At 73.2% G+C, this 23179-nt stretch carries 26 protein-coding genes; 11 read left to right on the top strand and 15 right to left on the bottom strand.

Translation table 11 applies throughout. The annotated features are described in order from the left end of the window. Nucleotide 1: 1 nt before the first annotated feature. Nucleotides 2-1150 carry a DUF6986 family protein gene (locus tag ACQP2Y_RS34740; protein WP_433720189.1) on the top strand — a complete coding sequence of 383 codons (1149 nt, stop codon included), beginning with the start codon at nt 2-4 and terminating at the stop codon, nt 1148-1150. Nucleotides 1151-1162: 12 nt separating this feature from the next. On the opposite strand, the gene ACQP2Y_RS34735 is transcribed toward ACQP2Y_RS34740, so the two are convergent. Next, nucleotides 1163-1744 carry a hypothetical protein gene (locus ACQP2Y_RS34735; protein WP_433720187.1) on the bottom strand — a complete coding sequence of 194 codons (582 nt, stop codon included), beginning with the start codon at nt 1742-1744 and terminating at the stop codon, nt 1163-1165. A gap of 208 nt (nt 1745-1952) precedes the next feature. On the opposite strand from ACQP2Y_RS34735, the gene allB reads away from it, so the two are divergent. After that, nucleotides 1953-3266 carry an allantoinase AllB gene (gene allB, locus ACQP2Y_RS34730; protein WP_433720186.1) on the top strand — a complete coding sequence of 438 codons (1314 nt, stop codon included), beginning with the start codon at nt 1953-1955 and terminating at the stop codon, nt 3264-3266. Continuing rightward, nucleotides 3266-4267: an allantoicase gene (gene alc / locus ACQP2Y_RS34725; RefSeq protein ID WP_433720185.1), complete on the top strand. Its 1002-nt coding sequence runs from the start codon at nt 3266-3268 to the stop codon at nt 4265-4267. The genes allB and alc overlap by 1 nt, the downstream gene beginning before the upstream one ends. A 7-nt stretch (nt 4268-4274) precedes the next feature. Here the strand turns inward: alc and ACQP2Y_RS34720 are convergent, their stop codons facing one another. Next, nucleotides 4275-5060, bottom strand: coding sequence for a transglutaminase-like domain-containing protein (locus ACQP2Y_RS34720; RefSeq protein ID WP_433720184.1), 786 nt, complete (start codon nt 5058-5060; stop codon nt 4275-4277). A 99-nt stretch (nt 5061-5159) separates the two neighbouring features. Between ACQP2Y_RS34720 and ACQP2Y_RS34715 the strand changes: the two genes are divergently transcribed. Both ACQP2Y_RS34715 and ACQP2Y_RS34710 read left to right on the top strand, forming a co-directional pair. Next, nucleotides 5160-6335, top strand: coding sequence for a phosphotransferase family protein (locus ACQP2Y_RS34715; protein ID WP_433720182.1), 1176 nt, complete (start codon nt 5160-5162; stop codon nt 6333-6335). Then, nucleotides 6328-7446, top strand: a complete 1119-nt coding sequence (locus ACQP2Y_RS34710) for a methyltransferase domain-containing protein (RefSeq protein ID WP_433720181.1) — start codon at nt 6328-6330, stop codon at nt 7444-7446. Before ACQP2Y_RS34715 ends, ACQP2Y_RS34710 begins: the two co-directional genes overlap by 8 nt. Here ACQP2Y_RS34710 and ACQP2Y_RS34705 read toward each other — a convergent pair. The 6 genes from ACQP2Y_RS34705 to ACQP2Y_RS34680 form a co-directional block, all read right to left on the bottom strand. Then, a complete protein-coding gene (locus tag ACQP2Y_RS34705; protein WP_433720180.1) occupies nt 7355-8197 on the bottom strand; it encodes a MerR family transcriptional regulator in 843 nt (280 codons plus the stop codon). The genes ACQP2Y_RS34710 and ACQP2Y_RS34705 overlap by 92 nt on opposite strands. A gap of 14 nt (nt 8198-8211) precedes the next feature. Beyond that, complete coding sequence (locus ACQP2Y_RS34700; protein ID WP_433720179.1) at nt 8212-8973, bottom strand: ABC transporter permease; 762 nt, start codon at nt 8971-8973, stop codon at nt 8212-8214. Next, nucleotides 8970-9755 carry an ABC transporter ATP-binding protein gene (locus ACQP2Y_RS34695; protein WP_433720178.1) on the bottom strand — a complete coding sequence of 262 codons (786 nt, stop codon included), beginning with the start codon at nt 9753-9755 and terminating at the stop codon, nt 8970-8972. The genes ACQP2Y_RS34700 and ACQP2Y_RS34695 overlap by 4 nt, the downstream gene beginning before the upstream one ends. Nucleotides 9756-9806: 51 nt before the next feature. Next, on the bottom strand, nt 9807-10460 hold the full coding sequence (locus ACQP2Y_RS34690) for a response regulator (RefSeq protein ID WP_433720177.1): 654 nt from the start codon (nt 10458-10460) through the stop codon (nt 9807-9809). Further along, on the bottom strand, nt 10448-11755 hold the full coding sequence (locus ACQP2Y_RS34685; RefSeq protein ID WP_433720176.1) for a sensor domain-containing protein: 1308 nt from the start codon (nt 11753-11755) through the stop codon (nt 10448-10450). Before ACQP2Y_RS34685 ends, ACQP2Y_RS34690 begins: the two co-directional genes overlap by 13 nt. 70 nt (nt 11756-11825) lie before the next feature. Then, the gene (locus tag ACQP2Y_RS34680; RefSeq protein WP_433720175.1) at nt 11826-13403 is read right to left on the bottom strand and encodes a phospholipase D family protein; all 1578 of its coding nucleotides are present in this window, start codon (nt 13401-13403) and stop codon (nt 11826-11828) included. A 100-nt stretch (nt 13404-13503) separates the two neighbouring features. On the opposite strand from ACQP2Y_RS34680, the gene ACQP2Y_RS34675 reads away from it, so the two are divergent. Together ACQP2Y_RS34675 and ACQP2Y_RS34670 are read left to right on the top strand one after the other, a co-directional pair. Continuing rightward, nucleotides 13504-13632: a hypothetical protein gene (locus tag ACQP2Y_RS34675; RefSeq protein ID WP_433720173.1), complete on the top strand. Its 129-nt coding sequence runs from the start codon at nt 13504-13506 to the stop codon at nt 13630-13632. A gap of 79 nt (nt 13633-13711) precedes the next feature. Continuing rightward, nucleotides 13712-15088, top strand: a complete 1377-nt coding sequence (locus tag ACQP2Y_RS34670) for a hypothetical protein (protein ID WP_433720172.1) — start codon at nt 13712-13714, stop codon at nt 15086-15088. A gap of 164 nt (nt 15089-15252) precedes the next feature. On the opposite strand, the gene ACQP2Y_RS34665 is transcribed toward ACQP2Y_RS34670, so the two are convergent. Beyond that, nucleotides 15253-15618 (bottom strand): winged helix-turn-helix transcriptional regulator, encoded by a 366-nt coding sequence (locus ACQP2Y_RS34665; protein WP_433720170.1) that lies wholly within the window; start codon nt 15616-15618, stop codon nt 15253-15255. Between the two features lie 94 nt (nt 15619-15712). Here ACQP2Y_RS34665 and ACQP2Y_RS34660 point away from each other — a divergent pair, with 94 nt between their 5' ends. After that, nucleotides 15713-16327, top strand: coding sequence for an NAD(P)-dependent oxidoreductase (locus tag ACQP2Y_RS34660; protein WP_433720168.1), 615 nt, complete (start codon nt 15713-15715; stop codon nt 16325-16327). 251 nt (nt 16328-16578) lie between these two features. After that, entirely contained in the window at nt 16579-16707 is a 129-nt protein-coding gene (locus tag ACQP2Y_RS34655; RefSeq protein WP_433720167.1) for a hypothetical protein, read from the top strand. Between the two features lie 8 nt (nt 16708-16715). Here the strand turns inward: ACQP2Y_RS34655 and ACQP2Y_RS34650 are convergent, their stop codons facing one another. The 4 genes from ACQP2Y_RS34650 to ACQP2Y_RS34635 form a co-directional block, all read right to left on the bottom strand. Next, nucleotides 16716-17687, bottom strand: a complete 972-nt coding sequence (locus tag ACQP2Y_RS34650) for a pirin family protein (RefSeq protein WP_433720166.1) — start codon at nt 17685-17687, stop codon at nt 16716-16718. Between the two features lie 11 nt (nt 17688-17698). Continuing rightward, a complete protein-coding gene (locus tag ACQP2Y_RS34645; RefSeq protein ID WP_433720165.1) occupies nt 17699-18163 on the bottom strand; it encodes a MarR family winged helix-turn-helix transcriptional regulator in 465 nt (154 codons plus the stop codon). Between the two features lie 56 nt (nt 18164-18219). Beyond that, nucleotides 18220-19296: a hypothetical protein gene (locus ACQP2Y_RS34640; protein ID WP_433720164.1), complete on the bottom strand. Its 1077-nt coding sequence runs from the start codon at nt 19294-19296 to the stop codon at nt 18220-18222. A gap of 187 nt (nt 19297-19483) precedes the next feature. Beyond that, complete coding sequence (locus ACQP2Y_RS34635; RefSeq protein WP_433720163.1) at nt 19484-20107, bottom strand: HAD-IA family hydrolase; 624 nt, start codon at nt 20105-20107, stop codon at nt 19484-19486. 51 nt (nt 20108-20158) lie between these two features. Between ACQP2Y_RS34635 and ACQP2Y_RS34630 the strand changes: the two genes are divergently transcribed. Continuing rightward, nucleotides 20159-21340 (top strand): ROK family protein, encoded by a 1182-nt coding sequence (locus ACQP2Y_RS34630; protein WP_433720162.1) that lies wholly within the window; start codon nt 20159-20161, stop codon nt 21338-21340. Here the strand turns inward: ACQP2Y_RS34630 and ACQP2Y_RS34625 are convergent. Continuing rightward, entirely contained in the window at nt 21323-22048 is a 726-nt protein-coding gene (locus ACQP2Y_RS34625; RefSeq protein ID WP_433720161.1) for a class I SAM-dependent methyltransferase, read from the bottom strand. The two genes, ACQP2Y_RS34630 and ACQP2Y_RS34625, sit on opposite strands and share 18 nt — an antisense overlap. Nucleotides 22049-22065: 17 nt before the next feature. Between ACQP2Y_RS34625 and ACQP2Y_RS34620 the strand changes: the two genes are divergently transcribed. Next, the gene (locus ACQP2Y_RS34620) at nt 22066-22596 is read left to right on the top strand and encodes a GNAT family N-acetyltransferase (RefSeq protein WP_433720159.1); all 531 of its coding nucleotides are present in this window, start codon (nt 22066-22068) and stop codon (nt 22594-22596) included. On the opposite strand, the gene ACQP2Y_RS34615 is transcribed toward ACQP2Y_RS34620, so the two are convergent. Next, nucleotides 22584-23006: a hypothetical protein gene (locus ACQP2Y_RS34615; RefSeq protein WP_433720158.1), complete on the bottom strand. Its 423-nt coding sequence runs from the start codon at nt 23004-23006 to the stop codon at nt 22584-22586. The two genes, ACQP2Y_RS34620 and ACQP2Y_RS34615, sit on opposite strands and share 13 nt — an antisense overlap. Nucleotides 23007-23179 lie beyond the last annotated feature (173 nt).

The raw sequence follows: 23179 nt of genomic DNA, 5'->3' as shown, positions 1-23179 counted from the left end.
GATGCGGCTCAGCGACGACGACTACGCCGCCCTGGACGACCGGCTCGCCGCCCACGACAGGTTCCTCGCCACGCGGTATCCGGGGGAGCGGACCGGGCGGCAGCCGGTGCACACGGTGTACATCCCGGCCGACCGGATCGGCGGCTTCCGGCAGTGGGGCGCCCAGGCGCTGGCGGCGCTGGACGAGTGCCCGCCGCTGCCGTTCCCGGCCGCGCTGGCCGACCGGGTCCGGGCCAAGCTGGCCACCGAGCCGATCGAGGACCTGCGGATCGACTTCGAGGACGGCTACGGCGTCCGCGACGACGACCAGGAGGACGCGGCGGTCAAGGCGGCCGTGGCCGTGCTGGCCGAGGGGCCGCGCCCGCCGTTCGTCGGGATCAGGATCAAGTCGCTGGAGGCGGCGACCCGGCACCGCTCACTGCGCACCCTGGACCTGTTCCTGTCGCTGCACCAGGAGCCGTTCACGGTGACGCTGCCCAAGGTGAGCGGCCCGGACCAGGTCATTGCGATGGTCGCGCTGTGCGAGACGCTGGAACGCGGGTACGGGCTGGCCGCCGGCACGCTGACGTTCGAGATCCAGATCGAGCTGCCGTCGGCGGTGCTCGGCGCGGACGGCACAGCGACCGTGGCCCGCCTCATCACCGCGGCCGGCGGCCGGTGCACGGGCCTGCACTACGGCACGTACGACTACAGCGCGGCGGCCGGAGTGGCGGCGGCGTACCAGGCGATGGACCACCCGGTCGCCGACTACGCCAAGGCGGTCATCCAAGCGGCGGCGGCCGGCACCGGCGTCCGGCTGTCCGACGGCTCGACCAACATCCTTCCGGTGGGCTCGGACGTGGCCGTCCACGACGCCTGGGCGCTGCACCACCGCCTGGTCCGCCGCTCGCTGGAACGCGGCTTCTACCAGGGCTGGGATCTGCATCCGGCGCAGCTGCCGACCCGCTTCGCGGCCACCTACGCCTTCTTCGCCGACGGTGTCGACGCGGCCTCGATCCGCCTGCGGCGCTATCTGGACCGGCAGTCGGGCGGCATCCTCGACGAGCCGGCCACGGCCCGCGCGCTGGCCGGCTACCTGCTCCGCGGCCTGGACTGCGGTGCGTTGGACGATGCGGGCTTCACGCGGGAGGAGCTGACCGCACTGGCCTGAGCGGCGGACCGCTCAGCCACCCGAGGTGCCGCTGGACAGCCCGGAGCCGGTGCTGCCGCGGCCGACGACGTTGGTCTTGACGGTGCCGTTGCCGACCTTGCCGGTCGGCGGCAGCTTGAACGCGCGCCGGGCCGACCGGTCGCCGGCCGAGAAGGAGTCGCCGCCGTCCAGGTACGTGCCCGGCTTGAGGCCATGGGCGTAGAACGGGGAGTGGTACAGGAAGTACGACGAGGTTTCGTCGGCGTCGGCGCAGAGGTCCTCGTCGACGATCTCGCCGTCCTCGTCGGCGCAGTAGAACACCTCGTCGACCGGCGCCTGCTCGTCCTCGTCCCCGGCGTCGTCCCCGCTGTCGTCCCCGCTCTCGTCCCCGCTCTCGTCCTCGTCCGACGAATCCGCCCCGGTGTCCGAACCCGAACCCGACCCCGACCCCGACCCCGACCCCGAACCCGATCCGGGCCCGGCGTCGTAACCGTCCGAGTCGTAGGCGTACGTGGAGTCGTCGTAGTCGTCTTCGTAGGTTGTGTCGCAGGCGGCGGTGCCGCCCGCGGCCAGGGCGAGGAAAGCGGCGGTCAGGGCCACCTTGCGTGAGGTCATGCGGCGGGTCGGCACGGTCGGCACTCCACGTCCCCCTCGGGTGATGCGTCGGGGGCTGCGCCCGCTCCGCGATCTTTATACCGGCCGCCGGCGCTCCGTTCAGCCCCGATGATCCGCCCGGTCGGGAACCGGACACCCGATTGTGATCTTGTGACTCGGCTTCACCCGACGTAGCCGTGTGGCAACAGTTGGCGGTTAGGCTCGGCGCATGGTCGATCTGGTGGTGCGGTCCCGTCGTGCCGTCGTCGGCGGCACCGAGCAGCCCGCCGCGGTCTCCGTCGCCGGGGGCCGGATCGTCGCCGTGGACGACTACGCGGCCGTGCTGGAGGCCGCCGAGAACGTGGACCTGGGCGACCTCGCCCTGCTGCCCGGGCTGGTCGACACCCATGTGCACGTCAACGAGCCCGGCCGCACCGAGTGGGAGGGCTTCGCCACCGCCACCCGGGCCGCGGCCGCCGGCGGGGTCACCGCCATCGTGGACATGCCGCTCAACAGCCTGCCGCCGACCGTCGACGCTGACGCCCTGGCCGTCAAGCAGGACGCCGCCCGCGGTCAGATCCACGTGGACGTCGGCTTCTGGGGTGGCGCGATCCCGGGCAACACCGGTGCGCTGCCCGCCCTGCACGCCGCCGGGGTGTACGGCTTCAAGGCCTTCCTGGCCGACTCCGGCGTGCCCGAGTTCCCGCCGCTGACCCCCGACCAGCTCGGCGAGGCCCTGCGCGCGGTCGACGCCCAGTTCGTGGTGCACGCCGAGGACCCCGACCACCTGCACGCCGCCGTGTCCTCCTCGGCGTACGCGGATTTCCTGGCCTCCCGGCCGCCGGACGCCGAGCACGCCGCAGTCGCCACCGCGATCGAGGCCGCCCGCGTCACCGGTGGGCGGGTGCACATCCTGCACTTGTCCGCCGCGAGCGCCCTGCCGCTGATCGCCCAGGCCAAGGCGGACGGCCTGCGGGTGACCGCCGAGACCTGCCCGCACTACCTGACCCTGGACGCCGCGGAGATCCCGGCCGGCGCCACCGAGTTCAAGTGCTGCCCGCCCATCCGCGACGCCGCCAACGCCGACCGGCTCTGGGCCGCGCTCGCCGACGGCCTGATCACCTGCGTGGTCAGCGACCACTCTCCGTGCACCCCCGAGCTCAAGCGGCAGGACACCGGCGACTTCGCGGCAGCGTGGGGCGGCATCGCATCCGTGCAGCTCGGCCTGCCGGTTGTCTGGACAGCCGCCCGCGCCCGGGGACACTCCCTGGCCGACGTGGTGAGCTGGATGGCCCGGCGCCCGGCCGACCTGGTCGGGCTCACCGGCAAGGGCCGGATCACGGTGGGCGCGGACGCCGACCTGGTCGCCTTCGACCCGGCCGCGGACTTCACCGTCGATCCCGTACGGCTGCACCACCGCAACCCCGTCACGCCGTACGCGGGCAAGGTTCTGACGGGGGTGGTCCGCACGACCTGGCTGCGCGGACGGACCGTGACCGGCGACGCCCCCCGCGGCGTCTTCCTGACCCGGGAGGGTTCCTGATGGAGGAGTTCACGCTGCTGCCCGACCTGGCGTCGCGCACCTTCGGCGGCGGGGTGGTGTTCGCCAACGACGAGTTCTTCGCCGCGGCCGACCATCTCGTCGAGCCGGCCCGGCCGGTCTTCGCGCCGCAGACCTTCGGGCACAAGGGCCAGGTGTACGACGGCTGGGAGACCCGGCGGCGGCGCGAACCCGGACACGACACCGCGATCATCCGGCTCGGCGCGCCCGGCATCGTGCACGGCATCGACATCGACACCGCCTTCTTCACCGGCAACTACCCGCCGTACGCGTCGGTCGAGGGCGCGGCGCTGGAGGGCTACCCGGATCCGATCCAGCTGGCCGAGGCGCACTGGGTGCCGCTGGTGCCGCGCTCGCCGCTGGTCGGGGACAGCCAGAACCTGTTCCCGGTCGACTCCAGCCAGCGCTACACCCACATCCGGCTGAACATCTACCCGGACGGCGGGGTGGCCCGGTTGCGGGTGCACGGCGAGGTCGTGCCCGACCCGCGGCTGCTGCCGAGCGTCTTCGACGTGGCCGCGGCCGAGTACGGCGCCCGCATCGCCGGTTGCAGCAACATGTTCTACGGCCACCCGCAGAACATGATCTACCCGGGCCTGGCCCGGTCCATGGGCGACGGCTGGGAGACCTCCCGCCGCCGCGACGACGGCAACGACTGGGTGCTGGTGCAGCTGGCCGTGCCGTCGGTGATCGAGCTGGCCGAGCTGGACACCAGCCACTTCAAGGGCAACGCGCCGGGCAGCGCCACCCTGCGCGGCATCGACGCCCGCACCGGGCTGCTCGACGACCCGACCGACTGGTTCGACCTGCTGCCGCAGGTGCGGCTGTCCCCGGATACGCGGCACCGCTTCGCGGTGTCAGTGGTTCCGGTCGCCACCCACGTGCGGCTGGACATCTTCCCGGACGGCGGCATGGCCCGGCTGCGCCTGCACGGCCGCCCGGACGGCGCTGTCCTGCGCGCCCGCTTCGAGGCCGTGACCTAGGTCTGCCTCAAGCCAGCTCGACCAGGCCGGTGTGGTCGTCCAGGGGCAGGTCGCTGCCGGCCACCGCGGTGATCACCAGCTCCGGCATGGTCAGCAGGCCGGACAGGGTGGTGGCCAGCGCGGTGTCCGCCGCGTCCCGGCCGGTCGCGATGCGGATGAGGCTCTGCCGGGGCGCGAGGCCGGTCGCGTCCCAGACCTGCCACCGGCCGTCCAGCGCGGTCTCGACCACCAGGTGGAAGTCCATCGGGGACAGCCCCGGCGCGTAGACCGCCGCGACCCGGGCCGGCACGTTCATCGCCCGGCACAGCGTGGTGACCAGGTGGGCGTAGTCGCGGCAGACCCCCCGGCCGTCGAGCAGCGTGTCCGCCGCGTCGGTGCTCGGACCGCTGCTGCCGGCCTCGTAGCTGAGGTGGTCGTGCACCCAGTCGCGGATCGCCCGGACGGTCGCGGTGGCGTCCGGCAGGCCGCTGAACAGCGTGCCCGCGAAGCCGGCCATCTTGTCCGACGGGCAGTACCGGCTCGGCCGCAGCGCGACGATCCGGTCCAGCTCGGTGACGTCCGCCGGGACCGGCCGGGAGACGGCCACCTCCGCCGCGTACGTGACGGTCAGCCTGCCCTTGGGGGCCCGGACGTAGTGCTGGCGACCGGGCAGCTCCACCGCCTCCACGCTGCGGCCGTCGCTGGACAGCGACAGCGACTCCGACACCGGATCCGCGGCGGCGATCAGCAGGACGATCTCGGCGGGCTCGGTCACGTCGAAGACGAGCGTGGCACCGACCTGGGAGTTGTTCACGGACGTCACGGTAGCCGGATCCGGATGTCGTCCGGGTTACGGCGCGGGGCGGCGGAAACGCGGTCGCCCCGATGCCGGCCCGGCCGCTACCGTCCTGGCGTGGGCCGAACCGTGACGCTTGTCCTCGTCGATGCCGCCGGTGCGGTGCTCGGCGCCCTGCCACCGGTCGAGGTGGAGCTGCCCTGGTGGCCCGAGGCCGCCGACGTGGTCGCCGCCACCCGGGAGCGGCACGGCCTCGACGTGCACGTGTTGCGGCTGCTCACGGCTGATCGTCCGGCCCAGCCCGGCGGCCACGTCACGTACCTGGCCCAGGTCTTCGAGCCGCCCGGCGTGCCGCTCGCGCCGGCCGAGGCCGACCTGGCGCCGCACCCGCTGCGCGCCCCGTACGCCGTACCCGGCGGCCCGGCCGCCTCGGTGGCCTGGGCGCTGGCCGCGCTGGGCCGCGACGATGTGACCCCGGTGCAGCAGCGCACCTGGAACCTGTCCATGATCTGGCACCTCGACGCCGCCGGCGCCCCGGTGGCCTGGCTCAAGCAGGTCCCGCGGATGTTCGCGCACGAGCCCGCTGTGCTGGCGCTGCTGGCCGGCTTCGAGCCCGGGCTGGTGCCCACGGTGCTGACGTCCGCCGCCCCGGGCCGGATGGTGCTCGCCCACGTGCCCGGCGAGGACCGGTACGACGCCGGCGAGGACTTCTGCGCGGCCGTCGCCGCCGACTGGCATCCGGCCCAGGTGCACTTCGCCGGCCGGGTCGACGAGCTGCTGGCGGCCGGCGTGCCCGACCGGCGCTTCGACATCGACCGGCTGGCCCGGGTGGCCGAGCCGTTCCTGGACGAGATCGACGGGCTGGCGGCGGTGCTGGACGCGCTGCCCGGGCGGATCGCCGCGATCGAGGCCTGCGGACTGCCCGACACCCTCGTGCACGGCGACCTGCATCCCGGCAACGTACGCGCCGACGGGGAGTCCCGCGTGATCGTCGACTGGGGTGACTCCACGGTCGCCCATCCGGCGTACGACATCCTGCGGCTCTGCGAGGGCCTGGAGGAGCCCGGCAAGGTGCTGCAGCAGTGGGCCCAGCGGTGGCGCTCGGATGTGCCCGGCGCCGACCCCGAGCGGGTCCTCGACCTGATCAGGCCGGTCGCCGAGCTGCGCTCCGCCGCGCTGTACGCCGAGTTCCTCGACCGGATCGAGCCCGCCGAGTGGCCGTACCACCGGGCCGACGTGCCGGCGCGACTGAGCGCCGCAGCCGCCGCGGCCGTACGGTGGTGGGGTGACTGACCTGCGGCGACGCTTCGTGGAGCAGCTCCGTCGCAACGGCGCCCCGCTGACGCCCGAGCTGGCCGCCGCGTTCGCCGCGGTGCCCCGGGAGCTGTTCGTCGCCGAGGGCTTCCAGCGCCGCGACGGCTCGTGGGCCCGGCCCGGCACGGCGGGTTTTCGCGACGCCGTCTACCGCGACGACGTGCTGGTCACCAAGGTCGACGCCCGGGTGGCGGTCAGCTCGTCCAGCCAGCCGTCGCTGATGGCGATCATGCTGGAGGGCCTCGAGGTGCAGCCCGGCGCCCGGATCCTGGAGATCGGCGCGGGCACCGGTTACAACGCCGCGCTGCTGGCGGCGCTGGGCGCCCGGGTCACCAGCGTGGACGTGCAGGCCGACGTCGCCGAACGGGCCCGGGCCGCGCTGGCCGCGGCCGGTGTCGAGGGCGTACGGGTGCTCACCGGTGACGGCTACGCGGGCGCGCCGGGCGAGACCTTCGACCGGGCGATCGTGACCGTCGGGGTCGCCGGGGTCTCGCCGCAGTGGCTGGCGCAGACCCAGCCGGGCCCGATCGTCGTGCCCGTCGAGCACGCCGGCACGCATCCGGTGCTGGCGGTCCACGGCGCCGCGGAGGGCCCGGTCACCGCGACGGTGATCTGCCCGTCCGGGTTCATGAGCGCCGCCGGCCCGCTGACCGCCGCCCATCCGCGCTCCCATCCGCATCCGGTGCCGACCGGCGCGCTGACCGCGTTCGCGCCGTTCGCACCGCCGCGCTGGGACCCGCCGCTGGGCTCCTACGCCTACCGTGACCTCTGGTACGCGGCCGGGGTGTGGAGCAGCCGGGCCACCCACGCGGCACTGCCCGACCGGGACGTCAGCGGCGTGGTCCTGCTCGACGAGCAGGGCAGCGGCGGCGCGGCGATCCTGCCCGACGGCTCGGTCCTGGCCGGGGGAGACCAGGCGATCGGGTACGGCGAGCAGGCCGTCGCGATCATCGACCGCTGGGAGGCGGCGGGCCGGCCCTCGATGCGGGCGTGGCAGATCACCCTCCAGCTGACCGGTGACCCGCAGGCGCCGATCTGGGCCCCGGCGGCCTGGTCGCTGCGCCCGGAGCGCCCTGGTCCACCCGTTTGAGGCGGGTCCAGCCGTCCCAGCCGCGCTCGCGCATGAGCTCCACGAGCCGCCGCACCCGCGGATCGGCCCCGGCGGCGAGATTGTCCACCAGGTCGAACGGCAGCTCGTCCTGCCACGCCTCGCCCAGGTCGAGTTCACCGGCGGCGTAGGCCCGGTCGAGCAGACCGGCCATGAGGTCGGCGACCTCCTCCAGGCGCGACTCATCGTCGGCGTCGCTGTCCCCGACCTCGGAGAGGACCTGGTAGAGCCGGACGAACTGCGGGTTCTCCAGCTCCGCGAACTTGGCGGCGATGGCCGCGGACATGCGCTCGGGCCAGCGGGCCGCGATCAGGATCCACCCGTCCCGCTCGCCCTCCAGGATCCGCGGCGACACCCCCAGCTCGCGGAGCCGGTCGAGATAGCAGGTGACCTCCGGCGGGAGCACCAGAGCGTCACCGGCGGCGAGCTGCGCGATCCGCTTGCGGCTGAGCTCCAGCCGTTCGATCTCCTCGCACAGGTCGTTGTCGATCTTCTCGACGGCATCGGCGAGGGTGTCGTCGTCGGCCCGCAGCATCAGGCCGATCTGCGACAGCGGTACGCCGGCGTCCGCGACAGTGCGGATCTTGATGAGGGCCACGACCGCCGAGGCGCCGTACCGGCGGTAGCCCGACGCGTCCCGTTCCGGCTCGGGCAGCAGCCCGATCTGGTGATAGTGCCGCACCGCCCGCACCGTGACACCGGCGTACGCCGCAAGCTGGCCGATCGTGAGCATGGTCCGATCCTCGCTCAGCTGATCCGACGGCGGTAGGTGCGCATCGCGAAGGCCACGGCCACGACCAGGATGCCGACACACCAGGCGAGGGCGGTCCAGATGCCGGAGCCCACCGGCTGCTCGGTGAACAGGGCCCGGAGCGTGTTGACGATGGAGGTCACCGGCTGGTTCTCGGCGAAGGCGCGTACCGGGCCCGGCATGGACTCGGTGGGCACGAAGGCCGAGCTGATGAACGGCAGGAAGATCAGCGGGTAGGCGAACGCGCTGGCGCCGTCCACGGTGCTGGCGGTGAGGCCGGGGACGACAGCGAGCCAGGTCAGCGCCAGAGTGAACAGGACGAGGATGCCGGCGACCGCGAGCCAGCCCAGCACGCCCGTACCCGACCGGAAGCCCATCACCAGGGCGACCAGCAGGACCACCACGAGCGAGATGACGTTGGCGACCAGCGAGGTCAGGACGTGGGCCCACAGCACGGACGCCCGGGCGATCGGCATGGACTGGAACCGCTCGAAGATGCCGCCCTGCAGGTCCTGGAACAACCGGTAGGCGGTGTAGGAGATGCCCGAGGCGATCGTGATGATCAGGATGCCGGGCAGCAGGTAGTTCACGTACGACCCGGTCCCGGTCTGGATCGCGCCGCCGAGGACGTAGACGAACAGCAGCAGCATGGCGATCGGCGTCACCACCGTGGTGATGATGGTGTCGGGGCTGCGCACGATGTGGCGCAGCGAACGGCCCAGCAGGACGGCGGTGTCGCCGAGGAAGTGCTTGTTCATCGCTGTTCGCCCTTCGTGGCGGTGCCGACCAGAGTGAGGAAGACGTCCTCGAGCGTGGGCTGCTTCTCGACGTACTCGACCTTGGCCGGCGGCAGCAGCCGCTTGAGCTCGTCGAGGGTGCCGTTCACGATGATCCGGCCCTCGTGCAGGATCGCGATCCGGTCGGCGAGCTGCTCGGCCTCGTCGAGGTGCTGGGTCGTGAGCAGCACGGTCGTGCCGCCCTCGGCGAGCTCACGGACGGCCTGCCACACCTCGAGGCGGGCCTGCGGGTCCAGCCCGGTGGTCGGCTCGTCGAGGAAGATCACCGGCGGGTCGCCGATGAGGCTCATCGCGATGTCCAGCCGGCGGCGCATGCCCCCGGAGTACGTGCCCACCCGCCGGGCGCCCGCCTCGGTCAGCGAGAACCGCGCCAGCAGGTCCTCCGCGATCGTCCCCGGATTCTTGAGGTGCCGCAGCCGGGCGACCAGGACGAGGTTCTCCTTCCCGGTGAGGATCTCGTCGACCGCGGCGAACTGCCCGGTCAGGCTGATCGACTGGCGGACGTCGCCGCCCTGGGTCGAGACGTCGAACCCGTTGACCGTCGCGCTGCCGGCGTCGGCCTTGAGCAGGGTGGAGAGGATCCTCACCACCGTGGTCTTGCCGGCCCCGTTCGAGCCGAGCAGCGCGAAGATGCTGCCCCGCGCCACGTCGAGGTCCACGCCGCGCAGCACGCGCAGCTCCTTGTACGACTTCTCCAGGCCCCGCAGCTGGATCGCGGGTTCGCTCATGGGTGAGGTGCTCATGGCACCCAGGGTCCAGGGTTGACGTAGCGTCAGGGTCAAGCGTTTTCGCGATCAGGCCCGGAGATAGGCCAGGACGGCCAGCACCCGCCGGTTGGTGTCCTCGGCCGGCGGCAGGTCCAGCTTGGCCAGGATGCTGCCCACGTGCTTGCCGACGGCCGCCTCGGTCACGAACAGCCGGGCCGCGATCGCCGAGTTCGAGTGGCCCTCGGCGACCAGCCCCAGCACCTCCCGCTCGCGCGGGGACAGAGCGGCCAGCGGGTCCTTGGGCCGGCGCAGCAACCGGCGTACGACCTCGGGATCGACCACCGTGCCGCCGCCGACCACCGTCTGCAGCGAGGTCATGAACTCCTGCACGTCGACGATGCGGTCCTTGAGCAGGTAACCGACCCGCCGGCCGTCACCGGTGTCCAGCAGCGCGGCCGCATACTCCTCCTGCACGTACTGGCTCAGCACGACGACCGCCAGCCCCGGCTGCTCCCGGCGCAGGGTGACCGCCGCCTGCAGGCCCTCGTCGGTGAAGGTCGGTGGCATCCGGATGTCGGTGATCACCAGGTCGGGCCGGTGCTCGGCGGCCGCCGCGAGCAGCCCGGGGCCGTCACCGACCGCCGCCACCACCGTGCAGCCGAAGCGGGACAGCACCCCGACCAGGCCCTCGCGCAGCAGCACACCGTCCTCGGCCAGCACCACCCGGATCAGCTCTGCCACGGAAGCTCCACCCGGATCAGGGTAGGACCACCCGCGGGACTGGCCAGCAGCAGGCGGCCACCGACGGCGGCCACCCGGTCCGCGAGCCCGGTCAGCCCGGTGCCGTGGGCGGGGTCGGCGCCACCGTGCCCGTCATCGCGTACCTCCAGGACCAGCATGTCGCCCGCCTGCGCGAGCAGCAGATCGGCGCGGCTCGCCGCGGCGTGCTTCACCACGTTGGCCAGAGCCTCCGAGGCCGCGAAGTAGGCCGTGCTCTCCAGGTGCGGAGCCGGGCGTTGCAGGCCTTCCGCGACCGTGACCGTCACCGGCAGCGGCGAGCGGACCGTCAGCTCCCGCAGCGCCGCGGGCAGACCCAGATCGGCCAGCGACTGCGGCCGGATGCCGTGGATCAGCTCCCGCAGCACCACCATCAGCTCCTTGGCCTCGTCGTGGGCCTGCGCCAGCGGTGCCGCGGCCGGCGAGTTCGCGGGCACGTCCAGCCGGGCCATGCCGAGCTGCAGGGTGAGGCTCGTGAGCCGGTGCTGGGCGCCGTCGTGCAGATCCCGTTCGATGCGCCGCCGCTCCGCCTCGAACGCGTCCACCAGCCGGGCCCGCGACTGCGCCACCGCCCGCAACGCCGTGCCGTCCCGGTCGCCGAGCAGCGCCCGCGCCGTCGCGGCCTGACCGGCGGCGATCAGGCCGAGCAGGTAGATCAGGACCGGGATCAGCAGCAGCCCGACGATCGCCAGCGGGATCGCCTCACCGAGGGTGCTGACCGTGAACACCCCGAACTGCCAGCTGTCCGTGCCGGACGCGGCGAACAGCGGACTCACCAGGAAAGCGAAGTCGATCAGGGCGAGGAAGGCGTACATGCCGTAGACGACCGGGACGATCAGGCCCAGGAAAGCGCCGTAGAGGACCTCCCGCCAGGTGGCCGCCTCGGTGTAGCGGACCCGCAGCCAGGTGATCGGGTCCGTGCGCAGCGGCCGGTGGGCCGACTGCACGGGCCGCTGGTCGATCAGGGCCAGCCGGCCGCGTTCGACGGCGGCGAGCGGGATCGCGACCAGCGGACCCGCGCCGGCGAACATCGCCAGGGCGGTGACCATCACGAACAGCAGCGGGCCGTCGATCACCCGGCCGTCGTTGAACCGCAGGCCGGCGGCCAGCCAGGGCAGGATGAGCGTGCCGAGCCCGACGCCGACGACACCGGCGAGGGGCAGGGTGGTCAATCCGTAGAGGATCGCGCGCCACGGGCCCGACGAGAGCAGGTAGTGACGGCTGCGGAGGGCTTGCCAGGGAGTCTCGATTGTTGACACAGCGTCACGGTAATGACCGCCGCGGGGTCGTTCCCAGCCGTCCACGGCTACACCCGGGGTATGCCTGGCACTACCAGGTGCCGGCCCGGCGGGCCCGCCACGGCCGTCCGTCCGGGTCATAGATGAGCCTGTACGCCGGGACTGCCCACAGCCGCTGCCACCAGGGCAGGCGCTCGGTCTCGTGGGGCACCACCCGGCCCGGGGGACGAGGGCCCCGCTCGCCGTTCGCGTGCCAGTCCCGCAACGCGTCGGCGGCGGCGCTGATCGTGCGCACCGCGTCGTCCGGGTCGATCAGCCCGTCGTCGTCGGTGCGGTCCAGGTGCTCACGCATGAGGGCGAGCCGCAGGTCACGCGCATACGTGCGGGCTCCCTCACCCTGACCGGCCGGATCCAGCGGCGCCCGCTCGTCGCGGGTGTTGTCCAGCACCGCGCAGGACAGCTCACTGTCGTGGGTCCACGAACGACGGTTGAAGTTGTCACTGCCGGTGCTGGCCCAGACGTCGTCGACCACGCACACCTTGGCGTGCACGTAGACCGGGGTGCCCGCGTGGTTCTCCACGTCGAAGACGTGCACCCGATCCGGGGCCGCCTTGCGGCACAGCTCGATGGCCTCCTCGCGGCCGACCTGGTTCGGCGGCAGGGCGAACCGGCCGTCCACGTCCGGGTGCCGGGGGACAACCGCGACCAGGTGCAGATTCTCGTTGTCGTTGAGCGCGTCCGCGAAGAGCTGGGCGACCTCCTTGGACCACAGGTACTGGTCCTCCAGGTAGATCAGCCGGCGGGCCCGTTTGATGGCTTTCGTGTAGCCCCGGGCGATGCTCTGCTCACCCAGCCGGGCGAAGCCGTACGCCGGGCGCATCGCCGGATAGGTGCGCAACACCTGGATGTCGTACGGACCGCACTCCGGCGGATCCGGCGGCTGCAGCGGGAGCTCGTCGGCGTGCAGGTCGGCGCCGCGCAGCTTGTCCTCGATCGTGGAGATCGGGCCGTGCTGGTCCAGCGGCACCTTGTCGGTCCAGCGCTCACGGAAGGTGAGATCCAGGGCGCCGACCACCGGGCCGCGCAGGGCGAGCTGGACGTCGTGCCAGGGCGGGTTCTTCCCGTACGCGGCGGCCATCGCGATCGGCTGCGGGTCGCCGTGGTGGTCGGCGTCGTCGCGGCGGCTGTGGCACAGGTCGATGCCCCCGGCGAAGGCGATGTCACGCTCCGGCTCGTCCGGGTGACGGATGATCACCAGCTTCTGGTGGTGGGAGCCGCCGCGGCGTACCCGCTGGTCGAGCAGCACCTCACCACCCGCGGCGGCGATGTCGTCACCGAGGCTGCGGTTCTCCTCCTCGCTGTACGCCAGCTTGTCGACGTGCGAGCGCCAGAGCAGACCCTTGACCACCACGCCGCGCTTGGCGGCTGCGGCGAACAGCTCGGCGATGGTCGGCCCGTCGTCGCGCATCCGCTCGTCCGGGTCACCCCGCCAGTCGGTGAAGAACAGGTGGTCGCCTTCACGCAGCGCTTCGACCTCGTTCACCAACCGGTCGAAATACGTTCTTCCGTGAATAAGCGGCTCGGCGGTGTTTCCCGTGCACCAGGTGGGTATGTCGGAGTCCGGGTTGCCACGCTCGTCCGCGGTCAGGAACCAGTCCTCCAGTGGCACGGGGCAGCCCTTCCGAGGTCGACGACGCCCTCACCGTAGGCCCCTGGACGGCCGAACGCACGCTGAAGCGCGCGTCCCCGAGTGAGATGGGAAACACTCCATGACCACCGAGCCTCTGACCTCGACCGCCATCCCGGCCGACGCGGCCGCCGCCTCGGAGCGCGGCCTGCTCATCGCGATGCTGCTGCTGGTGCTCAGCGGCGTGGGCGCGATGCTGCTGATGTCCTGAGCTGCCGATACCGAACCGTTGTGGCATGTGACGGATATGGGGCAGCGCCGGCTGGCGCGGCTGGCCCATACTCGTCGGCATGACGGGGGATCCGGGGTACAGCAGCGCAGTCATCGAGGTCCCGCAGGCGGAGGCGGCAGCAGGGACCAGCCGGACCGTCTGGTCGCCGACGCACGGCCCGCTCAACGTGGTGGTGCCCCCCGGCACCGTCGACGGGGCGGTGGTCTGGGTGCAGAGCCCGACCGCCGGCAACGTCGCCGTGACCATCCGGGTGTCGTCACCGTTCCCGCCGCCGCAGCCCTACCCGGGTGCTCCCGCGGCCGGGCCGGGTTACCCGCCGCCGCCCGGCCAGCCCTACCCCGGCCAGCCTTTCCCGGGTCAGCCGTTCCCTGGGCAACCATTTCCTGGCCAGCCCCAGCCCTTCCCCGGTCAGCCCCAGCCCTTCCCCGGTCAGCCTCAGGCTTTCGCCGGGCCGCCGCAGGCCGCGCCGCGTAACACCAAGCGCAACGCCGTGATCGGCGGCAGCCTCGTCGTGCTGCTCGCCCTGGGATGCTGCGGCATCGTCCGCGTCTTCAGCGGGGACGACGACAGCCCGCAGGCCGGTAACCGCAACGGCGTGGCCGCGACCGCCGGCAGCACCGGGCCCAAATCCACCACCCCGCTCGCCCCGGAGCAGTACGCCCAGGTGCTGGCGGCCTCCGACACGGCGATCGGCACAAGCTTCCGCAAGCTCGCCACCGCCGACAGCGCGGCCTTCGCCAAGGCGGCCCCGACGGCCGTGACCACGATCCGCGCCGAGGCCGACAAGCTGCGCGCCGTCCAGCCGCCCGCCGCCGCGGCGGCCGCGCACGGCCAGCTGACCCTCGAGCTGCAGAGCCTCGGCGACATGGTCGACGAGTCGGCCTCGGCCAAGCAGGAATGCCCGGCCGCCTCCCCGTGGGCGACGGTCCTGCAGTCCGGCTGGGCCGACGGCATCCGCGAGGACGCGAAGAAGCTGGCAGCCGCGGACCCGGCGTTCAAGTTCGGCACGTTCCTGCCGGCAGCGCCCAAGGAAAGCAAGCGCCGCCTCAAGAACGGCACGTTCATCGCCCGCACGAGCACCGGCGGCTCCGGCCACCTGAAGATCAAGAACGGCGCGGACGACACCACGGTCAGCCTGGTCCCGGCCAAGGGCAAAAAGCCCAAGCCGGTCCTGACCGTGTACGTCCGAGGCGGCGCCACCTTCACCGCAAAGGGCGTGCGCGACGGCACGTACCGCGTCTACACGGCGTCGGGCGAGGACTGGGACAAGGGCAAGAAGGGCTTCACGCGGGACTGCTCGTTCAGCAAGTTCGACGACACGTTCAAGTTCAGCACGACGTCGTTCTCGGCCTCGATCTGGACGATCACCCTGACCCCGGTGATCGGCGGCAACGCCTCGACCAGCGACGTCGACCCCAAGTCCTTCCCGAACTGACCGGCGCTCCCAGCCCTGTCGCCCGCGCTGCCGGCGGCTGCATGTGCGGATCCCGGGCCGCGTCCTCAGCCCGGGCGTTTCGGTCGGCACGCCGGTGCTCTTGCTGAGGCGGGCTTTCGGCCGCCAGGCGGCGCGGGCTTTCGGCGGCCGGGCCGGTGCGCTTGCTAGTGCGGGCTGTCGGCGGCCAGGCCGAGGCCGGCTTCGCGGGCGTCGATGAGTTCGTCCCAGTGCTCGCGGGCCCAGGCGCAGGCGGCGTTCATCGGCTCCAGCATGCTGACGCCCAGCGGGGTCAGCGCATAGCCGTGACCCTCGGCGCGGCAGACGAGACCGTCGCGCTCGAGGCCGCGCAGCGAGCGGGTGAGGGTCCGCGCGGTGACGCCGGGCAGCGGCACCCGCAGCTCCGAGAAGCGTCGTGGCCCGCCCTCCAGACAGCGGAGGATCATGCCCGCCCACTTGTCCCCGAAGCGGATCGGGGTGAGGGTCGACGGGCAGACCGGGTCGAACATGTCCGGCTCCAGCGGCGCACGCATCCGTCCACGGTAACGGCCCGGCCGGTATCCCGGGGGATACCGCGGCGCACCTTCGTATCCGAGCGGATATCGGGGGTCGGCATAGCGTCCCGGCATGAGCAGAATCGTGATCTTCGGGGCGGGCGGCCGGGCCGGGCGTACCGCTGTGGCCGAGGCCCTGACCCGCGGCCATGACGTGACAGCGGTCGTCCGGGACGTTTCCCGCTATCAGGGTCCGCCGGAGGCGCGGGTCATCGCGGGCGATGTGCTGGACGCCGCCGCCCATGCCGACGGCGCCGACGCGGTGATCAGCGCGGTCTATCAGAGCGGTCCGGACTTCTTCGTGCGCGCGGCGAAGTCCTTGTCCACGGCCGGGGCGGGACGGATCGTCGTGGTCGGGCTGGCCAGCGTGCTGCCCACCGCCGACGGCACTTTGTTGATGGACACCGACGGCTACCCGCAGGAGTGGCGTGACTTCTACCTTGCCCATGCGGCCGGAGTTGCTGCCCTCGACGGGGACTGGGTGGTGGTCAGCCCGGCCGGCGACTTCGACCACGGCGGCCCGCGCCACGGCGCCTACCGGGTGCTGCCCGCGGACGCCGGGTCGCGGATCTCCTATGCCGACCTGGCGATCGCGCTGATCGACGAGGTCGAGCAGCCGAGCCACCATCGGGAGCACATCGGAGTCGGCTGGTTTGCGGAGGAGGGCCCCTCGTCCGTCACCGACTGAGGGAGTCCGCTGGGCCGGGCCGGCGCCATTGCGGGCGTCGTCGTCCTGCTGTGCTGCGGCGGACTCTCCGGGCTCACGGTCATCGGCTTCGTCATTGATCTCGACGGGGAGATGATCGGCCAGGTGCTGCTCCGGAGAGCGACGGCCCTCCGCCGCCCGGCTGCCGCGGGAAAGGTCGGTCGCCGCGGGCGTGGGGCTTCGGGTACGCCTACGAGGCGTGCGCGGCGGCAGCGCTTCCCGGGGAGCCGGTGGTGCTCACCACCCAGACCGCCAACGTCGCCCCCATGTGGCTCGCGGCGAAGCTGGGGTTCGCCGAGGTCGAGCGGTTCGACGCCTGGGGCGCCGAGCAGTGGCTGGGCCTCTGCTCGCCGCCCCGCTGATCCCGCTGTCAGCTGGTGTGCGGCAGACGCTCGGCCGGGATCACTCCCAGGCGGCCCTTCTGGTAGTCCTCGAACGCCTGCATGAGCTCCTCGCGGGTGTTCATCACGAACGGCCCGTAGTGCGCCACCGGCTCGCGGATCGGCCGGCCGCCCATGATGAACAGCTCCATCGCCGGGATGTTGGTGTCCTGGGTCTTGTCCGCGTTCACCCGGATCGAGTCGCCGGCGCCGTGGGACGCCAGCTGGCCGATCTGGATCGGGCGCTGCTCCACGCCGACCGTGCCGCGGCCGGCCAGCACGTAGACCAGGGCGTTGTAGTCCGGCTGCCAGGGCAGGTCGAGCTGGGCGCCCGGCTGCAGGGTGACGTGGGCCAGGTTGATCGGGGTGAACGTCGAGCCGGGGCCGGCGTGCCCGGCGACCTCGCCGGCGATCACGCGGATCAGGCTGCCGCCGTCCGGGGTGGTCAGCAGGGCCGACTCGCGGCCGCGGATGTCCTGGTACTTCGGGGCGATCATCTTGGCCGCGCGGGGCAGGTTGACCCACAGCTGCAGGCCGTGGAAGAGCCCGCCGCTGGTGACCAGCTTCTCCGGCGGGGCCTCGATGTGCAGGATGCCGCCGCCCGCGGTCATCCACTGGGTGTCGCCGTTGGTGATCGTGCCGCCGCCACCGAGGGAGTCCTGGTGGTCCATGGTGCCGTCGATCATGTAGGTGACTGTCTCGAAGCCGCGGTGCGGGTGCCACGGGGTGCCCTTGGGCTCGCCCGGCGCGTAGTCGACCTCGCCCATCTGGTCGAGGTGGATGAACGGGTCGAGCTCGTTCACCGGTACGCCCGCGAAGGCCCGCCGGACCGGGAAGCCCTCGCCCTCGAAGCCGGACGGGGCGGTGGTGAGCCGGCGCACCGGCCGGTAGCTGGTGGTGGCGGGGTCGAGCCGCGGCAGGCGCGGCAGGACCAGGACGTCGTCGACGGTGATCGCTGGCATGATCTTCTCCCTCAGACTGCGACCGGCTGCGTGCGCAGTCGGGGGCCCAGGCGTCCGAAGACGCGGGTGATGGTGGCGAGCTCGGCATCGTCGAGGTCGTCGATGAACGTCTCCCGCACGGTGGCGAGATGCAGCGGCGCGGCGGCGGTCAGCGCGGCCATCCCGGCGTCGGTCAGCACGGCCTCCTGGCCGCGGCCGTCGTCGGAGCAGCTCTGCTTCCGGACCAGGCCGCGCTTGACCATCGTGGTGATCTGGTAGGTGCACCGGCTGGGCGAGAAGACCAGGCGGCCGGCCAGCTCACCCATCCGGAGCCGGTGCTCCGGCGCCTCGGAGAGCACGACCAGCACGTGGTAGTCCGCCATGCTCAGCCCGGTGCCGGCCCGCAGGTCGTCCTCGAGGCGGTTGTGCAGCGCCCAGCTGCTCTCCACGAAGGCGCGCCAGGCGGCCTGCTGGGTGGCGCTGAGCGGTTCGGTCATGCCCAGAACCATACTCCTTCAAATCTGAAATAACAGGGGTACGGCGGTGGCGATCGTCACCGGCGGCGCAGCAGGAGCAGGGTGGCCAGCAGGGGGAGCGTGATCAGGAAGGCGAGCCGCAGATCCACCACGTCGGCGAGCCGGGCCAGCGCCGCCGGGGCCGCCAGGATCGCCGTACCCGAAGCGAGCGCGCCCAAGGACGCGGCGTGCGCGGCGCTCAACCGGGGTGTCGCGACCAGCCCGGCCAGGGCCACCGGGTAGAGGGTCGCCACGCCCGCACCGGCCACGACCAGGCCCGCGGTGATCGCGGCCGCGCCGCCGGCGACGACGACCACGAGCGCGCCCGCCGCGGTGACGGCGGCGCCGATCGGGACCACCGGGATGCGGCGGATCAGGGCCGGACCGGCCAGCCGGCCGAGCGCCATGCCGATCGGGAAGGCCGTGCCGAGCGCGGCGGCGGTTCCGGGCGTCAGGCCCGCGGCGGCGAGCCGGGCCACCGCCCAGATGGTGAAGCAGAATTCGACCGACACGGCCAGCACCACGACGCCCCAGCGCCGCGACACCGCGCCGGCCGCGGGCCGGGCACCCGGTTGCGACCCGGATCCGGTCGCGGTCGGGCGGGCGGTCGCGGCCAGAAAAAGCAGCGGGGGTACGACGGCCAGCAACGCCAGCCGCCCGCTGACCACACCTGTGGCGTTGAGGCCGCCGATCGCTGCGGGGGCCAGTACCGAGGCGGTGCTGGACGCGGCGTTGACCTTGGTGAGCTGCACCGCCGCCTGGGCCCCGGCCAGCAGCGCCGGGGTGACCAGGGCGAACGCCGCCCCGCCCGCCCCCAGCAGCAGGGCGCCGGCGACCGCCACGCCTGGGACAGGTGCGAGGGCGAGCAGCGTCGATCCGCCCGCTACGGCCAGCGAGCCACCGACCAGGGCCGGGCGCGGACTGCTCCGCAACAGCAGCGGTCCGGCCGGGGCCATCGCGAGCAGGCCGAAGCCGAAGGTGGCGGGCAGCCAGGCCAGCGCCTCCGGGGGTACGCCGAAGTCGCCGGCCAGCAGCACGAGACACGCGCCGAGAGCGGTGATCGCGTAGCCGAGCGCCGCCTGCGCAATCCCGGCCTGCCTGACATTGCTGTCCATGCGACCACTCCTGACTGGCTCGGGCGATGCGGTCACCGGCGGGCGGGACGGGCGAGCTCGCCGGAGCGCGAGCCGGGCCGTGGGAGACGGGTCCGGCAGTGGCCTGGCCTGACGGGGGCCTGGCCTGACGGGGACCTGGCCTGACGGGGGCCCGGTCCGGCGGTGGCCTGGCCTGGCGGTGGCTTGGTCAGGCGTGGGCTTTGCCGGCGGCGGCCAAGAGCTGGGTGAGCGCGCGCAGGTCGGTGATGGGCAGGTCGGCGTCGACGCCCTTGAGGCCGGCCACCTGGGCGCCGGCGGCCCGGCCAGCGGTCACGCCGACCTCCGCGTCCTCGACCACCAGGCAGTGCTCCGGCGCGACGCCCAGCAACTCGGCCGCGCGCCGGTAGCCCTCCGGGTCCGGCTTGCCGACCCGTACGTCCTCGACCGTGACCAGCAGTGGCGCCGCGATGCCGGCCGCGCCCAGCCGGGCCTTGGCCAGCCGGACGTCTGCGCTGGTCACGATGGCCCACGGCACTCGCAGCGCCGCCAGCAGTTCGGGGGCTCCGGGTGTGGCCACGACGTCGGACAGGTCGTCGTACTGCAGAGTCAGCTGGCGGGCCGCGGCCTCGGCGACGCCGGTCCCGGTGAGGTCCGGGCGGACCAGCCGGACCGTACGCTCGGCCGGGGCGCCGTGCGCGACAGCCAGGACGGCGGCCGGGTCCACGGCGTACTCCGCCGCCCACACCCGCCAGGCGCGTTCGACGGCCGCGTCCGAATCGACCAGGGTGCCGTCCATGTCGAAGAGCACCGCCTCGATGATGGTCAGGTCCACGCCGTCCTCCATTATCCTCGTCGTACGAGCATAAGGTGGTGAACCCCCGTCATGGCAAGTCCCGTCCGTCGCCGCGCCCAGGAGACCCGCTGGCACACGGCGTCCCAGGTGCTGGCCTGGCTGCGGCTGCACCCGGGGGCGACTCGCGCCGCCCTGGCCCACGACCTCCAGCTCACCAGCGGCCTGGCCACCGAGCTGACCGGCCGGATGCGGGCGCTGAGCCTGCTCGCCGAGACGCCCGCGCCGCCGCAGGGCCGGGGCCGGCCGACCACCGTGCTCGGCGCTCACCCGGGCGGGCCGGTCGTGCTGGCGATCGACCTCCGGATGGCCGACTGGCGGCACGCGGTCGCCGGCGTCGACGGGGAGCTGCGCGACGTCACCGGCTCGCGGCACGTCAGCCGGGACCCGGAGGCCGTGCTCGCGGAGATCCGCCGGGTGATCGACGCTGTGCGGGAGCGCTACGGGCACCGGCTGCGCGCGATCGCCCTCGCCGTCGTCGGGTCGATCCACGACGGCCGGCTCGCCCAGTCCGCGACGCTGGGCTGGCGGGACGTCGACCTGACCACGCTCACCGCCGGCAACACTGTCCCGCTGCTGCCCGGTAACGACGCCACGCTCGCCGGGCTCGCCGAGGCCCGCACGGGGGCCGCGGTGGGGGCGCGGGCGGCGTTGCACCTGATGGTCGAGGTCGGCATCGGTGGGGCCTTCACGGTGGACGGGCAACCATCGACCGGTGCGCACGGTGCTGCGGGTGAGTACGGCCATCAGCCGTACGGGAACCGGTCCTTGTCCTGTCCGTGCGGGGCGCGCGGCTGCTGGGATCTCGAGATCGACGGCCGCGCCCTGGCCCGGCACCTCGGCGGGCCCGCCCCGGCTGACCCCCGCGGGTTCGCCCGGCAGGTCCTGGACCGCTCGCCGCGCGACCCGGCCACCCGCCGGGCCCTGGCGGCTGTCGCGGGCGCGCTCGGCGCGGGCATCGGCGGCCTGGTCAACGTGCACGACCCGGACATGGTCACGCTCGGCGGGCTCGCCGCCCCGCTGCGCGCGGCCGCCCCGGACGTCTTCGACACCGCCTACACCGACGGGCTCATGGCGTTCCATCGTGGACAGCCGCCGCCGGTGGTCGACGCGGTGCACGGCGACGACGGCGCGCTGCACGGTGCGGCGATCCTCGCGCTGGACCACGTCACCAGCGAGACCGCGCTGGCCGAGTGGTCAGCGGGCCCGCACTGAGAAGGTGATCGGCGTCGGCCCGCCGCCCTCGACGAACCCGTCCGCGGCCAGCCCGGCGGCGACGAACGCGCCGAGCAGCTCGGCCAGCGGGAAGTGCATCGCGCCGACCTTGTCGCGCACGCCCTGGCTGGTCCAGGAGTCGCGGCTGTAGCCGCGCTCGCGGTAGCCGGGGCGGATGACGGTGGCGGCCGGGTCGGCGCGGTCGGCGAACGCGCCGCAGAAGCACGGGTGCACGCCGACGTGCACGAAGACGCCGCCGGGCGCGAGCACCCGGCGGACCTCGTGCAGCACGGCCGGGTAGCCGGGCATGTCGGTGTGCACCATCATCGCGATGACCGCGGGCACCGAGGCGTCGGCGAACGGCAGCCGGGTGGCGTCGCCCCGGGCGACCGGGAGCCGGCCCGCGGCGTGCCGCAGCATTCCGGCGGAGAGATCCACCCCGATGGGCGTGCGGCCCAGCCGGCGGACCGCCGCGGCGTACACGCCCGTGCCACAGCCGATCTCCAGGCACAGACCCGTGCCTGGGCCGAGCAGCTCGCGCAGCGCGTCGTGCACGCCCAGCGGATCGTCCTCATCGGACTGCGGGCGGATGAACTCGGACTCGTACCAGTCGGCGATCTCGTCGTAGGCGGCGCGCGTCATCACCTCATTCAGCCAGCCGCGGGGACGGCCGGTCCAGCCCTTACGCGCTGCGCTGAAGGCGGGCACCGGGCGATAATCGCGCGATGGAGCTCAGCACCGCGCGGCTGCTGCTGCGCCCGTTCCGCGCCGACGACCACGCGGCGCTGCACGTGATCGCCGGCGACCCGCAGGTCGTGCGGTGGATGGACTGGGGTCCGAACACGCCGGAGGAGACCGGCGTCTTCCTCGCGTACGCCCTGGCGTCGGACACCGAGACGCCGCGCCGGACCTGGAAGTTCGCGGTGGTCCGCCGGGCGGACCAGGCACTCATCGGCTCGGCCGAGCTGCACATCGAGAGCCCGGAGCACCGGCGCGGCACGATGGGCTATCTGATCGCCCCGGCGGCCCAGGGCCAGGGGTACGCGACCGAGGCGGCGCGCGCGGTCCTCGACTTCGGCCTGACCAGCGGCGGCCTGCACCGGATCACCGCCACCTGCGACCCGGAGAACGCCGGCTCGGTCCGGGTGCTGGAGAAGATCGGCATGACCCGCGAAGGCCACCTGCGCGACCACTTCCTGATCCGCGGCGCGTGGCGCGACCGGCTGCTCTACGCCAGGCTGGGTCAGCTGCGGTAGTAGACCCGCAGCTCGTAACCGTCGCGCTTCTGACGCCAGCCCAGGTCGTCGACGGCGACGACCTCCGGGCGGCCGGCCAGCCAGTTCGCCGCCATGCCGAGCGCGTCGGCCGGGGTCGAGCCGGTGAACACCCGCCGCCGGGCGAGATCATCGCTGTGTGCCGGCGCGTGCCGCGGGTAGGTCTGCGCGGTCATCATCGGCTCGGGACCGGTGACGACCGCGGTCGCCCCGACCGCCTCACCGTTGATCACCCCCTGCACGAACCAGTCGTTGATCGACTCGTCGTGCTCGACGGTCCACCCACTGACCGGCCCGATATCGGCGGCGATGGCCTGCTTGGCGTTGTCCAGCGCGGCGTCCAGGGTGGCGAGCTCGAGATCCTCGCCGTTGTACTCGACCCGATAGTTCACGTTTCCTCCGCGCGTCGAACAGACGATCAGCGGGGTGTCTCTACCCAGGTGGGCGCCCTTTCAGTCGGAGGCCTCGACCGCCGGTGCACCGCCGGGCAGGTGCGAGAGTCGGGTTGGCGCAATGTCGTTGCCTGCGGATGTGATGTGTGCTCTGGTGGCAGTCCGGGCCGCCG

The organism is Actinoplanes sp. CA-051413 (assembly GCF_050955795.1).
In the GTDB taxonomy this organism is placed as follows: domain Bacteria; phylum Actinomycetota; class Actinomycetes; order Mycobacteriales; family Micromonosporaceae; genus Actinoplanes.
The sequence above is the reverse complement of the archived record's forward strand: the minus strand, read 5'-3'. Positions and strand labels throughout refer to the sequence as shown.